This window comes from Arthrobacter sp. SE2 (assembly GCF_058244265.1).
Genome location: NZ_JBZAYA010000006.1, coordinates 70,865 through 85,699 on the forward strand (window position 1 = coordinate 70,865; position 14,835 = coordinate 85,699).

The window sequence follows — 14,835 nt, forward strand, 5'->3', positions numbered from 1 at the left end:
TGGCTGGCGAGACTGAAATCACACCGGACGCGAGAGTATGCCGTCCGGATCCGACGTTCAGTGAGGTGCCCCCCGTTGTTAGTTGAAACAGCCCTAGCGAGTCGCTCCGAGACAATCGTCGAGTTCATCGCACAGGCCAGAAACAGAGAATCGGCCATGTTTACCGAGGCCGAAGGAAAATCCCTGCTGTCGGCATGTGGAATTGATACCCCCCAAGGCGTCGAAATCGCGGTGGGCCAGGAACTTCCGGGCCACCTGCGCGAACCGCTGGTCGTCAAGGCGATCTCGGCGACGCTCGTGCACAAGTCCGACGCCGGCGGCGTGCGGGTTGGCGTGACCCGCGCCGAACTTGAAGAAGTCGCGGCACAGATGCGCGAGAGCCTGGCTGACTTCGGGCACACGCTGGATGGCCTGCTTGTCGAGGAAATGGTGCCGGCCGGCCATGAGATCATCGTCGGCGCGGTGCGCACGCCCGGACTTGGCTGGACCGTCATGGTCGGCCTTGGCGGTGTCCTTGTGGAGGTATTCGAAGACGTTGCCTTTGGCCTGGCGCCCCTGTCCAACGAGCAGATTCTTGACATGCTGCAGGAACTGCGCGGCATGAAGGTGCTCAACGGTGCACGTGGCGGCGTGAAAGCAGATGTCCCGGCCCTTGTCACGTTGATCACGCGACTTGCCGGCCCTGGAGGCCTTCTGGCTTCCCTTCCCGATGACGTCGTCGAAATCGATCTCAACCCGGTGATCGTTTCCGACACGCGTGCGGTCGCAGTGGATGCCCGCTTCGTCGTCGGGCCGCTGGGAGCCGACCGCGTCGTGGTCGCCGACCGCAAGGATGGCCGGGCAACGGATTTCTCGCCGTTGTTCCAGCCCCGCAGGATCGCAGTACTCGGTGCAAGTGGCAAACGCCCAAACCTTGCCAACCGGTTCATCCGCAACATCCGCGCGGGCGGCTTCGAGGGCGCCATCGTCCCGATCCACCCGGCCGCCGACGAAATCGAGGGCCTGCCCACCGTCGCCTCGCTGGGCGACGTCGATGAACCCATCGACTACGCCTTCGTGGCACTGCCCGGGGCACGCGTCGCCGAGGCGCTGGGGCAGGGCGCCGGCAAGGTGCGGTTCGCCCAGGTAGTTTCCAGCGGTTTTGGGGAAGTCGAGGAAGGCAAGGAACTCGAGGCCACGCTCGTTGCCACAGTGCGCGAGGCGGGCATTCGCCTGATCGGCCCGAACTGCCTGGGCACACACGCCTCGGCCGGGAAGCTTTCCTTCGTCCCCGAGGCCCCGCTGACGCCAGGAACCACTGCAGTGGTCTCGCAGAGCGGCGGGCTGAGCGTTGACATCCTGCGCGTCGGGGCGGCTCGAGGCATCGATTTCCACAGCGTGATCAGCATCGGAAACAGCGCCGACGTCGACGCCGCCGAACTCGTCGAGTCCTTCCTGCGCAACGATGAGGTGCAGGTCATCGGCCTGTACCTGGAGTCGCTGGCCGTGGCCCGCCAGGTCCTGGACGTGCTTGCCCCGGCCGAAACCCGGAAGCCTATAGTGCTGCTGGCCGGAGGCCGGACCGCCGAGGGCTCACGTGCGGCCACCAGCCACACCGGCGCGCTTGCAGGAAACCACCGCCTGTGGCCGGCCATCGCCCGCCAGTCCGGCATGACCCTCGTGGACTCCCTCGCCGACTTCGCCTCCGCGCTGCACGCCCTTTCGACACTCGATTTGAGCGTGCATCCCAACGGCCGTGAGGCAGTGCTTTTCGGAAACGGAGGCGGTGCCAGCGTGCTGGGCGCAGATGCCCTTGACCGCCAGGGGATGGCAACCTCGCCGCTTCCCGCCCAGGTCATCGAGGCTCTCGAGGCGCTGGACCTGCCTCCGGGCAACGGATTCCACAACCCCATCGACGTGCCGGCCGGCACGCTGGCCGTCAGGAGCGGCGCGGTCGCTGCGGACATTCTCAAGACTGTGCTCGCCGACAGCCACCCGGCAGTGCTGATTTCCCACCTGAACGTGGGCATCATCCAGCGCAACCTCGGGGCCACCCATGGAGACGTCACGGGCAACATCATCGACTCGATCGCCAAGGCACGCGACGAGTCGCAGCCGGGAACCCACCAGATCCTGGTCCTGAAAACGGACGGCAGCGCGGGAACCGCGGAGCTGATCACGGCGTACGCACAACGTGCCCGCAAGATGGGAATCCCGGTCTTTCCGGCTTTCGAAGACGCGGCCCTCGCCGCGCGGGCAGTGCTCGAACAGAGCCGTCAGACACACCAGGCGCCGCGTCGCGCAAACGGAAGGCAGTAAGACATGACCCAGGAAGCAGTCAAGACCGAGGAAATCAAGCTCAGCCGCGAGCAGGAACATGAAGAGCGCCGCGCGGCCGCATTGGCCATGGGCGGCCCCAAGAAGCTTGAGGCCCGCCGCGCCGAAGGACGGCTGAACGCCCGCGAGCGTCTCGCATTGCTGCTGGACCCGGGCACGTTCCGCGAGTCCGGCCTGTTCACGACCTCCGCCGTTGAAGCTGACCGACACAAGACCCCGGCCGACGGCAAGGTCACCGGCACCGGCGAGGTCGACGGCCGGCGTGCAGCGGTCATTGCCTACGACTTCACCGTCAAAGGTTCCTCGTCCAGCCCGGTCAGCAACAAGAAGATGTCCAACTTCAAGGAACTCGCGGGCAAGGTCGGCATGCCGCTGGTCTACCTCTCCGAGTCCACCGGCGTGCGCATGCCAGACGCCATGGGCGGCACCGGGATGGGCAACGCCAACGGCAAGACCCGGTTCCTGCGCAAGCGTGAAAGCCCTTGGGTCTCGGCGGCCTTTGGCTACTGCTTCGGCTCTGCCGCCTGGCACACCGTCGCCGCCGACTTCGCGGTCTTCCGCAAAGGCAGCGTGCTGGCCGTCTCCAGCCCCGGCCTGGTCAGCCGCGCCACAGGCCAGCAGGTTGAAGCCCAGGAGCTCGGTGGCTGGAAGGTGCACGCCGAGGTCACCGGCTACGCCGACGCGGTGGCCGACACCGATGAGGAAGCCATTGAACTGGTCCGCCGCTTCCTCTCCTACATGCCCGCACACAACGGCGAAGCGCCGCCGCTGGCACCGGTCCCCGCAGGCTCGGGAAAGCGCGCCGCCGAGCTGAACCAGATTGTCCCCGAGTCCCGTACCAAGACCTACGATGTGCGCAAGGTCATCGACATCATCGCCGACACCGACTCGGTCTTCCCGATCAAGGCCCGCTACGGCAAGTCACTTGTTACCTCGCTGGCCCGCATCGGCGGCCAGTCCGTGGGCATCATCGCCAACAACCCGATGTTCAAAGGCGGCGCGCTGGACGGTGCTGCCTGCGACAAGGCCACCAGCTTCCTGGTGCTCTGCGACTCCTACAACATCCCGGTCATTATGCTCGTGGACCAGCCCGGATTCCTGATCGGCTTGGAAGCCGAGCACAACAAGGTCGCCGGCAAGATCATCAACTGGATGAACGCGCTCTCGCTCGTCACCGTGCCCAAGATCTCGGTGACCATGCGCAAGAACTACGGCCAGGCCTTTATCAACATGGGCGGCGGCGGAACCGCCGACGCCACGGCCGGCTGGTGGTCCACCGAGGTCAGCTTCATGGACCCGACCTCTGCGGTCTCCGTGGTCCACGGACTCGACCCCCAAACCGACCCGGAGATGTACGAGCTGCGCCTTGCCGAGATGGCCAAGGGGACCACCGCCTATGACGTGGCCCGTGTCTACGGATTCGAGCAGGTCATCGACCCCGCCGAGACGCGCGAATTTATCCTCGGCGCCTTGAAGGACCACTACCGGGCCCGGAGCAACGGGGTGGGCGAACACAACTTGAGCACCTGGCCGACAAGCTTCTAAGAGGACGGAACCATGAATTCATTTCCAGAAAGCCTGCTGATCGCCAATCGCGGCGAAATCGCACGACGAATCATCAGGACTGCCAAACGGCTGGGTGTGCGCACGGTAGCGGTTTACCACAAGGTCGATGCGGGTCTTCCGTATGTCGCCGAGGCCGATGTCGCCGTTCAGCTCGAGGGCGACATTCCCGTGCAGGCGTACCTCGACGGTGACCAGATCGTGGCCATCGCCAAGGAAAACGGCGTCACCGCCGTCCACCCGGGATACGGGTTCCTGGCCGAGAACGCCGGCTTTGCCCGGACCGTTTCCGAGGCCGGGTTGACCTGGGTCGGCCCGTCTGCCGAGGTCATCGACGTCATGGGTGACAAGGTCGAGTCGCGGCGCGCCGTGGCCGTCGCGGGGGTGCCGATTTCCGGCGACGCCGGTGCGGCCCTGAAGACCGGCGACGAGGCCGTCGCCGAAGCCAAACGCGTGGGCTATCCGGTGATGGTCAAGGCCTCGGCCGGCGGCGGGGGCATCGGCATGGCCGTGGCCCGCGACGACGACGAACTGCGCAAGGCGTTCGAGAACACCAAATCGATGTCCGAGCGCAGCTTCGGCTCCGACCGCGTCTTTGTGGAACGCTTCGTCGAATCGGCACGCCACGTGGAAATCCAGGTCCTGGGCCTGGACGACGGCACGATCGTCGCCTTGGGTGAGCGCGACTGCTCCACCCAGCGCCGCCACCAGAAGCTCATCGAGGAATCGCCGGCCCCGAACCTCGATCCGGCCGTGCGCGCACGCCTGATCGAGTCGGCCATCGCGGCGGCCGGATCCGTGGGCTATCGCAACGCGGGCACCGTCGAATTCCTGCTCGACACGAACACGGGGGGCTTCGTTTTCCTTGAGATGAACACCCGCATCCAGGTCGAGCATCCGATCACCGAACTGACCCACGGTGTGGACCTGATCGAGCAGCAGCTGAGCATAGCCGCCTCGGGCACCACCACCGCGGACTTCAACGCGGTCGCCCGCGGACACGCGATCGAGCTGCGGATCTGCGCCGAAGACCCCAAGCGGTTCTTCCCAAGCCCAGGCCCCATCGATGTCTGGGTCGAACCCACGGGAGAGGGCATCCGCGTCGATTCCGGCTACGTGGCCGGCACCGAGGTCACCCCGCACTTCGACTCGCTCGTCGCCAAGGTGTGCGCCTACGGCGAGACCCGCGAGGAAGCCCTGGTCCGTGCCATCGCCGCCTGCGGCGAGTTCGTGATCGAGGGTCTGACAACCAACCAGCCGTTCCTCGAGGAAATCCTCGCCTCGGAGGAATTCACGGCAGGAAACTATGACACCGGCGTGGTGGAGAAGATCCAGAAGCGCCTCAAGGCCGCGGCCAAAAGGAGTGCATGAGCATGGCGGAGACAATCCAGTCAGTAATGGGTGCCAGCGTATGGAAAATCCTGGTGGGACCGGGTGACAGGGTCGAGGAAGACGACGTCTTCATGATCCTTGAGGCCATGAAGATGGAAATCCCCGTCATCGCGGAGGACGCGGGAACAGTGCTGGCAATCCACGTTGCCGAGGGCGACACGGTCTCGGCTGGCCAGGCACTCGTCGAATTCGCGGCGGAGTAAGCCATGTCGATCCCCAGCACCTTGAAGGCGTGGTCGGTCACCGAACTCGGTGAACCCGTCGACGCCCTGCAGCTTGTCGAACGCGCCGTACCCGTCCCGGGCGAAGGCCAGCTGGTGGTGCGCGTCCTGGCCTCGGCGGCGAACTTCCCCGATGTGCTGATGTGCCGCGGCGTGTACCAAGTCAAGCCGGAACTGCCCTTCACGCCTGGACGCGAAGTCTGCGCCGAAGTCGTGGCCACGGGTCCTGGCGTCACCCGCGCCTCGGTGGGCGACAGGGTACTGGGCCTGACCACGCTTCCGCACGGCGGGTTCGCCGAGTACGCGCTGATGGACCAGGACAAGGTGCACCAGGCGCCCGCCTCGCTCGACGACGCCCAGGCCTCCTGCCTGTTCATCGGATACCAGACCGGCTGGTTCGGCCTGCACCGGCTGGCCCGGATCCAGCCCGGCGAGACGCTGCTGGTCCACGCCGCAGCAGGCGGGGTGGGCAGTGCCGCCATCCAGCTCGGCAAGGCTGCCGGCGCCAGGGTGATCGGCGTGGTCGGCGGAGAGGCAAAGGCGGAATACGCCAGGAAGCTCGGCGCCGACCTGGTCATCGACCGCCGCAACGAGGACTTCGTCAAGCAAGTCAACGTGTTCACCGGCGGGAAGGGCGCGGATGTGATCTACGACCCGGTCGGCGGGGAGACCTACCAGCGCTCGACCAAATGCATCGCGTTCGAGGGCCGGATCATTGTGGTCGGCTTCGCCGGCGGTGAGATCCAGTCCGCCCCGCTGAACCACGCATTGGTGAAGAACTACTCGATCATCGGCATCCACTGGGGCCTGTACAACACCAAGAACCCGGCGGCGGTGGATGAATGCCACAGGGAGCTGAGCCGTCTGGCCGACTCCGGGGCAATCGATCCCTTCGTCAGCGAAAGATTCACCTTGGACGGCGTGCCCGAAGCCCTCCAGCGGCTCGCCGATGGAAAGACAGTAGGCCGGGTGGTCATGGAACACGCCAGGAACGACCGATAGCCACACTGCGGGCCACGCGCCCGGTCCAGGCCATCCGGCCTCAAAACTACACAGGAGTAGAAATGTTTGAGTCACAGAACAGCGGATCACCCTTGGGGAATCTGCTGGCGTTGGACAGCGGCGTATCGCGACGTTCGCTGCTGAAGTATTTCGGCCTTGGGACAGCGGCACTTGGCTCGGCCTCGTTGTTGGCGGGCTGTGGGAGCGGTAACGGTGCTGCTGCCGCCAGCCAGCCGCAGAGTTTCGCCGTTGCGGCGTTTCCCGGCGATGCGTACTTCCTTGATGCGATCAACCTGAGCAACAAGGACTACGCGAAGCACAAACTTGACGTCCCCAAGCACCTCAGCCCCCAAAGTGGAGTCCAGGCATTCCAACTGCTGGTTGCCGGTGCCGTCGATGGGTACGCCTCCGACACCCTGCTGCTGATGGCGACCCACGCGAACAGCTCCAAAGGCAAGCGTCCGGTGCTTGCCGGTTTCCGCACGGTCGAAACCACGTATGGGATCGTCGGCAGCAAGACTTCCAGCTGGCCGGGAGCCGATGCGAGCTTCGAGGATAAGATCCGCTCCCTGAAGGGCAAGCGGATCGGTGTCTCTTCCGTGGGCGCGGGTGGCGACCTGCAACTGAAGCTCGCCCTTGAGCTGGCAGGAATGAAGTACAGCGATGTCACGGTTCTTGCCGTCGGTCCCACCGCCCAGGGCATCCCGAACCTGACCGCCAATCGCATCGACGCCTACGTCACCGTCCAGTGGACTGCGACGCGCTTCGTAGCCAAGGAGTCCGGTGGAACGGTCCTCATCGACTTCGCCGAAGCGAGCGCCCCCGACCTGATGCGCAACCAGGCAGTCGTCGCGATCGCGGTCCGCGAGGAAACGGCGCAGCAGCAACCGGAGCTTGTCAGAAACTGGCTCGCAGCCCAGGACGATGGCAGCCAATGGATTATCAACAACAAAAAGGCGGCCGCCGATCTGCTGAACGCCAGCGGACTTGGCGGCAAGGCGCCCGAAATCGCCGCGGCCTACGTCGACCACTATGTGAACCAGGTGGCACCGAACCTCAAGCCGATGTTCAAGGCGCCGAGGGAGACGGTCGAACGCATGGCCGATCTGGCCTTGCGCTTCGGAAGCGTCAAGAAGGGTGATATCACTTACGAACAGCTCGTTCCGGAGTTCGCACGGGCATGAGTGAAACGATGAAGACAGCAAACGACGGCGGCGTGGCGACGCGCCGTGAATCGCCCACCGGTCTCGACCTTGACCGACTGAGGGATTGGTTGGACCGGGAATACCCCGGACTGGTTGCGGGGGAGCTGTCAGCCAGCCTGATCCAGGGCGGAAAATCAAACCTCACGTATGAGCTCACCGACGGGGTCAGCCAATGGATCGTGCGCCGCCCGCCGCTGGGAACGATCATGGCGACCGCCCACGACATGCGCCGCGAGTACACCATTGCTGATGCACTTCGACACACGGATGTCCCGGTGGCGAAGATGTTTGCCTATTGCGGCGACAAAGACGTCCTGGGTGCCGACTTTTACATCATGGAGCGGATCGACGGCGTACCATACCGGTACGCCGACGAGATCAAACCGCTCGGGGCGCCACGCACGCGGGCCATCGCGAAGGAGCTGGTGGGCACCTTGGCGGAGCTGCACCGGGTGGATCCCTCCGCCGTCGGCCTGGGCGGTTTGGGACGGCCGGAGGGCTTCCTTGGCCGGCAGGTTCAACGCTGGAAGACGCAGCTTGACGCCTCATTCACCCGCGAACTTCCAGGCGCGCAGGAGCTTTACGACAAGCTCGCTGCTGCTGTTCCGTCCAGGTCCTACTCGGGCATCGTCCACGGCGATTTCCGCTTGGACAATGTGCTGATGGGTGCGGACGATCTGCCTGCGGCCGTCATCGACTGGGAGATGGCCACGCTCGGGGATCCGCTGCTTGATTTGGCGCTCATGCTGACCTATCAGCGCCGCGCACGGATCGTGGCAGCCCGGGAATCGACGGACCCTGCCACCTACGACGTCACGCTGGCGCCGGGATACCCGTCCGCGGAAGAGATCATGGGGCTCTACGAGGCGCAGAGCGGCCGCACACTCGACGGATTCGGATTCTACTTGGGACTGGCCTGCTTCAAGCTGGCGGGGATCTCCGAGGGCGTCCGCTTCAGACACATCAATCGCCAGACGGTTGGCGCGGGCTTCGAAGACAGCGGCAGAACTGTGCCTTTGTTGCTGGGGCTCGGGCTCGACTCACTCAAGGAGTACAAATAGATGGAATTCTCAACAGACGAGCGGACCGAACTTCTGAAGAAGGAGCTCGTCGACTTCATGTACGGGCACGTCTACCCGGCCGAAGCGGCATACCAGGAAGAGCTGGAAAACCTCGAGAACCCGTACGCGTGGTCGGAGTCTCCCATCCTGCAGAAGTTGCGCACCGAAGCACGCCGCCGTGGGCTGTGGAACCTGTTCCTCCCCGGTGTTGGTGGAGCGGGTCTGACCAACGTGCAGTACGCCCCGCTGGCTGAGATCACCGGACGCAGCCGGACGCTTGCGCCGGCTGCACTGAACTGCTCGGCCCCCGACACCGGCAACATGGAATTGCTCGCCGAGTTCGGCACCGAAGAGCAGAAGGAACAGTGGCTCAAGCCGTTGCTCGAAGGTGAGATCCGATCGGCGTTCGCGATGACGGAGCCGGCCGTAGCTTCCTCCGATGCGACAAACATGGAGACCAGCATCGTCCGTGACGGCGACGACTATGTGATCAACGGTCGCAAATGGTTTATTACGGGCGCGATGAATCCCAACGCCAAGATCTTCATCGTGATGGGGAAGACCGATCCTCTCGCCGAACGGCACCGCCAGCAGAGCCAGATCCTGGTTCCGCGGGACACGCCGGGCGTCGAGGTCAAGCGCGCCATGAAGATCCTGGGGTACGAGGACCACTACAACGGCGGCCACGCCGAGATCGTGTTCACCAATGTGCGGGTCCCGGCCACCAACCTTATCGGCGGCGAGGGTGACGGTTTCGCGATTGCCCAGGCGCGTCTGGGTCCCGGCCGCATCCATCACTGCATGCGTGCTATCGGCATGGCTGAGCGCGCTATCAAGATGATGTGCGAACGTGCCGACGAGCGCGTTGCCTTCGGCAAGCCGCTGAGCGAACAGGGCGTGATCCGCGACTGGATCGCGGAGTCCCGAGTCCGCGTTGAGCAGCTGCGCCTGATGGTGCTCAAGACCGCTTGGCTCATGGACACCGTGGGCAACAAGGGTGCCCATACGGAGATCCAGGCCATCAAGATCGCCACGCCGGCGACCGTTGAATGGATCCTTGACAAGGCCATCCAAGTCCACGGTGCGGGCGGGCTCTCGCAGGACTTCTTCCTGGCCTCCGCGTTCGCCTACGCGCGCACCCTCCGGTTCGCCGACGGCCCGGACGAGGTGCACAAGAATGCTCTGGCCCGCAATGAGCTGAAGCGCCAGCGCGCGCGACGCACCGCGTAACGGAGCAAGGCTTAAGGTGGTTCAAAGTCCCCTTCACCACAACCAGTGGTGAAGGGGACTTTGCCATGTCCGCAGATCCTCGATGATTGCTGTCAAGTTCCGGCGCATGCATATGTGGCTATCGCCTTGATAAGTTATGTGAGATTGATTACAGCGGTGCTTTGCGCGGATGATCGTCATATGCCTACTCATGCCGCTTCGCTCACGGTCGACGCTCCGTCGGCCTCCAAGCCCGCTGCCGGTCACCCTGGAATCCAGTCCCTCCGGGTCGCACGGAAGGATGTCATCGCCGACGGCGTCGTGCGGTTGCGTCTCGAGGAGCCACACAACGGCCGCGTCCCTGACTGGACACCCGGCTCACACGTCGAACTTGTGCTCCCGACCGAGGACGCCGGAGCCCTTTCGCGCCACTATTCGCTGTGCGGGGACCGCTGGGACGCACACGCGTACGAGGTGGCAGTCCTGAACGAACCGAACTCCAAGGGCGGCTCACGGTACATCCATGACGTTCTCGCCGTCGGGGACATGCTCACGGTGGGAACTCCTCGCAATAACTTCCACCTGACTCAGGCGACCCGCTACGAATTCATTGCCGGCGGCATCGGGATCACTCCGATCATGACGATGATCGCCGCCGCCGAACAGCTGGGCATCGACTGGCACCTTCACTACGGCGGCCGCACGCGCGCCTCGATGGCCTTCCTCGACGAGCTGGCCCAGTACGGCGACAAAGTCACGATCTGGCCGCAGGACGAGCTGGGCCACCTGAATCTCACCTTCCTGAACGAACCCCTTGACGCGGGACGGGTCTACTGCTGCGGACCGGAGCCGCTCCTGAACGCCGTAGCCGGTGCCGCAGCCACCTGGCCGTCCTGGGCGGTGCGCTTCGAACGCTTCGTTCCGGCAACCCTGCCGGCCCCGGTGCGGACCGAACCGTTCACGCTCGAACTGGCGCTCTCCAAGCGGTGCATCACCGTCCGCACCGATGAAACCGTGCTTTCGGCCTTGAGTGACGCCGGCGTCCCCGTGCTCTCCTCGTGCAACGAAGGCGTCTGCGGCACCTGTGAGGTCAGCGTCCTCCGGGGTACCCCGGAGCACCGTGACTCGCTCCTCAATGACGCGGAGCGCGCCAAGAACGACCGAATGTTTGTCTGTGTCTCACGCGCGATCACCGATCGCCTCGTGCTGGATCTTTAGGAGCTACCCCGATGTCGACAGTGACGAAATGCCCCGTTAACCACGGAACCATCCCGGTCCTCGACGATGACCCGTTCTCCCCGGAAATCCTTGAAAATCCCCTGCCGTTCCAGGAGCGCCTGCGCGAGGCCGGCCCCGTGGTGTTTTTGTCCAAGTACAACGCGTACGCGATCGGACGCTACGAGGACCTCTCGGCCGCCGTCGCGAACTGGCAGGAACTGACCTCAGGTTCCGGCGTGGGCCTTAACGAGCCGTGGCGTGCCAGGGGCCTGCTGCAAATGGATCCGCCGGAACACGACGCACCACGCGAGGTGCTCCAGGCGATCATGTCCTCCAGGGTGCTGCGCTCCATGAAGGACGGCTGCATGGAAATGGCTGGCGGCATCATCGACGGATTGCTGGAGGGCTCCATCCCCGGCGGGCTGGTCGAGGTCGATGGGCACCGCGACATCGGCTCGAAGCTTCCGGTGAACTTCTTCCCCGAGGCTTCCGGCATCTCCGAGGAGGGCCGCGAAAACCTGGTGCCCTATGCCGACCACATCTTCAATGCGCTCGGTCCCGACAACGAGCTGGTGGAGCAGGGCAAGTGCAAGGCCGCCGAATACACCGAGTGGGCCACCGCCAAGTGCCAGCGCGACGCCTTGAAGCCTGAGGGTTTCGGCGCCGACATCTGGGCCGCCGCCGACCGCGGCGACATCCTGCATGAGCAGGCCCCGCTGCTGACCCGCTCGTTGCTCTCGGCCGGCGTGGACACCACCGTCTACGGGATCTCCGGCATGCTCTATGCCTTTGCCTCCAACCCGGAGCAGTGGGAAGCGCTGCGCAGGAACCCCAACATGGCGCGCGTTGCCTTCGACGAATCGTTGCGCTGGGAAACCCCGGTCCAGCAGATTTTCCGCAAGACCACGAGCGACGTCACCATCGGCGGTAGCACCATCCCGGAAGGCAGCAGGGTCATGCTGTGCTTCGCGGCGGCCAACCGCGATCCGCGCCGCTGGGAAAACCCCGACAAGTTCGACCTCTCCCGCGACCCGTCCGGGCACCTGTCCTTCGGCATGGGCATCCACCAGTGCGTGGGCCAGCACGCAGCCCGCCTTCAGGCAGCGTCGTTGCTGGAGCAATTGGTGCCAAGGATCAAGGGCATCGAACTGGCCGCACCGATCGAACGCCACCACAACAACACCCTTCGTGGCTGGGACTCTGTGCCCCTGCGGTTGACGCTAGCCTAGGCCGCGCCCCACCGCGCAGGGCGGTCTGACGGACTCGGCGGGCGAAACAAGCTTTGATTGTTTCGCCTGGCCGCCTCTTCACTCATCGCTTTTGCGGCGGTCCGCTTGCTCCACGAGTTCGGTCATCCATGGCCGGTGCCCATGGTGGAAGACCATTCCTTCGGGAAGCCCGTGCACGGTTGGGGCGGAATTGATGATGTCGATGGTGATCCGGCCGCCCGCCAAGGGTGCATTGGTGATGTGCAGGTCGCCGAAGGATTCCGGGAGCACGGGATCCATCCACAGGCCGCCGCGGGATACGTGCGCGTCATACCGCATCAGGCTGGTCACTAACCGGATCGGTGTAGTCGCAGCCCATGCCTGGGGTGAGCAGGCCGTTGGGTAGGGGACAGGTGCGGCGAGCTGCTCTCGGCTGAAGCCGCAAAACAATTCCGGTAGCCTCCCTTCGGAGTAATCGGCCGCCTCCAGCAGGGCAGTCGCGATCCGTTGTGCCTCCACTACGAAACCGTAGCGCAGCAGACCAGCCGCGATGATCGCATTATCGTGGGGCCAGACTGAGCCGTTGTGATAGCTGGCAGGGTTGTAGGCGCCCATGTTGCTGGCCAGGGTGCGCACTCCCCACCCGCTGAACATCTCCGGCGACATGAGCCGTTCCGCTACCTGAGGCGCCTTGTCCTCGTCGACGATGCCGAGGAATAGACAGTGGCCCATGTTTGAAGCGCAGGCATCGACTTGCCGCTTTTTGCCGTCGAGCGCGATGGCGTAGTACCCGCGCTCGGGAATCCAGAACTGCTCGTTGAACCGCTTCTTCAGCTGCGCCGCCCGGTCGGTGAGCTCATCGGCCAAAGCCGCATCGCCGGCGTCGTACGCCATCCAGGCTCGCGACATATAGGCGCTGTAGACGTAGGCCTGTACTTCGCAGAGTGCAATCGGCGGCTCGGCCAAGGTGCCGTCGGCGAAGTTGACGCCGTCCCAGGAGTCCTTCCAGCCCTGATTGATCAGCCCTTGAGGGTTGAGTCGCTCATACTCGACGAACCCATCGCCGTCCTTGTCGCCGTAGTCCCGGATCCAGTCCAGCGCGCGGTCCGCGTGAGGCAACAGCGCCGCAATGGTTTCCTTGGCGAAACCCCAGCGGCTCACCGATGCCAGTACCGTCACGAACAGCGGGGTCGCATCGACGCTGCCGTAGTAGGCGGACTTGCCGCCCAGGGAAAGCCCGCTGGAGACACCGAGCCTGATCTCGTGCAAAATCTTACCCGGCTCCTCCTCGCTCATGGGATCCACGACGCGGCCCTGGCGGTCCGACAGCGTCTGTAGCGTGCCCAAGGCCAGTGACGGATCCACCGGCATCGCCATGACAGATGCCCACAACGAGTCCCGGCCAAACAGGGTCATGAACCAGGGCGCCCCTGCGGCCACGACGACGCGGTCCGGATGGTTCGGATCCTCGATGCGAAGGGCGCCCAAATCGTCGTAACTGCGGCGCAGGGTCCGTTCGATGGAGCGGTTTCCCATGTGCAGCACCGGGATCTTGGCCACCCATTCCTGTCGGCGCCGGTCCCGGGGGGACAACCCGTCGGCGTCAGAATGGACGAATGCCGACGCCGGAGAGGCTCCCTCTGCGCTGGGCACCACGGTCAGGACGGTGCTCCAGTGGCCGTGCGGCGGGACGGACACGTGGTAGGTGAGGACCTCCGGTGTAATGTCGGCTCCGGGTGCTTCGATCGTGACGCCCTTCCGGACGTCCTGCCAGGAAGCCCGGATGGCCAGTGTCTCGCCGGCGGCCTGGCGGGTTTCATCCCAGCGCCGCTGGATCCGTGCCTCCTTCACCTCGAAGACGTCCGCGAAGTCCGCCGCAATGCTGAGGGCCATCACGCATTCGGCCAGCGCAGGCGAGAAGTTACGGACGGTCACCTGCTCCTGGATTCCGGCTCCGACTTCGCGCAACCGCTCGACGATCAGAGCGCTGTCAGCATACCCGTCGGAGCGGGGGACGCGGCCGACGAAAAGTGCCCGATACGGCGCCTTCGTTTCTGCCGCCAGGGGCTCAAGAGGCTGGCCATCAACCGTGAGCCTCCAGTCGGACAGGATTCGGGTGTCTTGGACGAAGAGACCGTGAGGGTGTTCGGAGTGCATATCCCCGTTCGGCAAGGAGATGCAGAACGATGATCCCTCCACCAAAGTGACCGCCCCGGCACCCAATGGCCCGGCCGCCGTATCCGCATTCCACCCAGCCATCCCGGCCCCCTCGACAAACCGACGCCACGTAACCTGGCCCTGTAAGGCGCTGACCTCGCCGCCAATTCTTCGGACGACGCTACTCTTGCTTTCTCCCCTAAGCCAGATTCACCAGGCTTGCGCTTCCAACAGCCCGGGTCCTTACTAGTGGGAGGAGGCGAAGCCTCCCGAGCCTGCCACC

11 protein-coding genes are annotated in these 14,835 nt (G+C 64.7%); 10 read left to right on the plus strand and 1 reads right to left on the minus strand.

All coding sequences use genetic code 11. The features are described 5' to 3' along the window. The first annotated feature begins 60 nt into the window (after nt 1–60). The 10 genes from AC4CS3_RS10215 (at nt 61) to AC4CS3_RS10260 (ending at nt 12,416) form a co-directional block, all read left to right on the plus strand. On the plus strand, nt 61–2,298 hold the full coding sequence (locus AC4CS3_RS10215) for an acetate--CoA ligase family protein (RefSeq protein ID WP_490783351.1): 2,238 nt from the start codon (nt 61–63) through the stop codon (nt 2,296–2,298). Between the two features lie 3 nt (nt 2,299–2,301). Beyond that, a complete protein-coding gene (locus AC4CS3_RS10220) occupies nt 2,302–3,861 on the plus strand; it encodes an acyl-CoA carboxylase subunit beta (protein ID WP_490783352.1) in 1,560 nt (519 codons plus the stop codon). 12 nt (nt 3,862–3,873) lie between these two features. Next, entirely contained in the window at nt 3,874–5,250 is a 1,377-nt protein-coding gene (locus AC4CS3_RS10225; RefSeq protein ID WP_490783353.1) for an acetyl-CoA carboxylase biotin carboxylase subunit, read from the plus strand. Between the two features lie 2 nt (nt 5,251–5,252). Beyond that, nucleotides 5,253–5,474, plus strand: a complete 222-nt coding sequence (locus AC4CS3_RS10230; protein WP_490783354.1) for a biotin/lipoyl-binding carrier protein — start codon at nt 5,253–5,255, stop codon at nt 5,472–5,474. Nucleotides 5,475–5,477: 3 nt separating this feature from the next. Beyond that, nucleotides 5,478–6,494 (plus strand): NADPH:quinone oxidoreductase family protein, encoded by a 1,017-nt coding sequence (locus AC4CS3_RS10235; protein ID WP_490783355.1) that lies wholly within the window; start codon nt 5,478–5,480, stop codon nt 6,492–6,494. Nucleotides 6,495–6,556: 62 nt separating this feature from the next. Then, nucleotides 6,557–7,678 (plus strand): ABC transporter substrate-binding protein, encoded by a 1,122-nt coding sequence (locus AC4CS3_RS10240; RefSeq protein WP_490783356.1) that lies wholly within the window; start codon nt 6,557–6,559, stop codon nt 7,676–7,678. Nucleotides 7,679–7,686: 8 nt separating this feature from the next. Then, the gene (locus AC4CS3_RS10245; protein ID WP_490783357.1) at nt 7,687–8,760 is read left to right on the plus strand and encodes a phosphotransferase family protein; all 1,074 of its coding nucleotides are present in this window, start codon (nt 7,687–7,689) and stop codon (nt 8,758–8,760) included. Continuing rightward, nucleotides 8,761–9,990: an acyl-CoA dehydrogenase family protein gene (locus tag AC4CS3_RS10250; protein ID WP_490783358.1), complete on the plus strand. Its 1,230-nt coding sequence runs from the start codon at nt 8,761–8,763 to the stop codon at nt 9,988–9,990. A 180-nt stretch (nt 9,991–10,170) separates the two neighbouring features. After that, nucleotides 10,171–11,187: a PDR/VanB family oxidoreductase gene (locus AC4CS3_RS10255; protein ID WP_490783359.1), complete on the plus strand. Its 1,017-nt coding sequence runs from the start codon at nt 10,171–10,173 to the stop codon at nt 11,185–11,187. A gap of 11 nt (nt 11,188–11,198) precedes the next feature. Further along, nucleotides 11,199–12,416 (plus strand): cytochrome P450, encoded by a 1,218-nt coding sequence (locus AC4CS3_RS10260; RefSeq protein ID WP_490783360.1) that lies wholly within the window; start codon nt 11,199–11,201, stop codon nt 12,414–12,416. Nucleotides 12,417–12,494: 78 nt separating this feature from the next. Here the strand turns inward: AC4CS3_RS10260 and AC4CS3_RS10265 are convergent, their stop codons facing one another. Beyond that, nucleotides 12,495–14,654 (minus strand): amylo-alpha-1,6-glucosidase, encoded by a 2,160-nt coding sequence (locus tag AC4CS3_RS10265; RefSeq protein ID WP_490783361.1) that lies wholly within the window; start codon nt 14,652–14,654, stop codon nt 12,495–12,497. Nucleotides 14,655–14,835: the final 181 nt, after the last annotated feature.

Excerpts from the sequence above, each read along its gene's own strand:
- AC4CS3_RS10220 (WP_490783352.1), top strand. The coding sequence starts at position 2,302 with ATGACCCAGGAAGCAGTCAAGACCGAGGAAATCAAGCTCAGCCGCGAG.
- AC4CS3_RS10225 (WP_490783353.1), top strand. The coding sequence starts at position 3,874 with ATGAATTCATTTCCAGAAAGCCTGCTGATCGCCAATCGCGGCGAAATC.
- AC4CS3_RS10230 (WP_490783354.1), top strand. The coding sequence starts at position 5,253 with ATGGCGGAGACAATCCAGTCAGTAATGGGTGCCAGCGTATGGAAAATC.
- AC4CS3_RS10235 (WP_490783355.1), top strand. The coding sequence starts at position 5,478 with ATGTCGATCCCCAGCACCTTGAAGGCGTGGTCGGTCACCGAACTCGGT.
- AC4CS3_RS10240 (WP_490783356.1), top strand. The coding sequence starts at position 6,557 with ATGTTTGAGTCACAGAACAGCGGATCACCCTTGGGGAATCTGCTGGCG.
- AC4CS3_RS10245 (WP_490783357.1), top strand. The coding sequence starts at position 7,687 with ATGAAGACAGCAAACGACGGCGGCGTGGCGACGCGCCGTGAATCGCCC.
- AC4CS3_RS10250 (WP_490783358.1), top strand. The coding sequence starts at position 8,761 with ATGGAATTCTCAACAGACGAGCGGACCGAACTTCTGAAGAAGGAGCTC.
- AC4CS3_RS10255 (WP_490783359.1), top strand. The coding sequence starts at position 10,171 with ATGCCTACTCATGCCGCTTCGCTCACGGTCGACGCTCCGTCGGCCTCC.
- AC4CS3_RS10260 (WP_490783360.1), top strand. The coding sequence starts at position 11,199 with ATGTCGACAGTGACGAAATGCCCCGTTAACCACGGAACCATCCCGGTC.
- AC4CS3_RS10265 (WP_490783361.1), bottom strand. The coding sequence starts at position 14,654 with ATGGCTGGGTGGAATGCGGATACGGCGGCCGGGCCATTGGGTGCCGGG.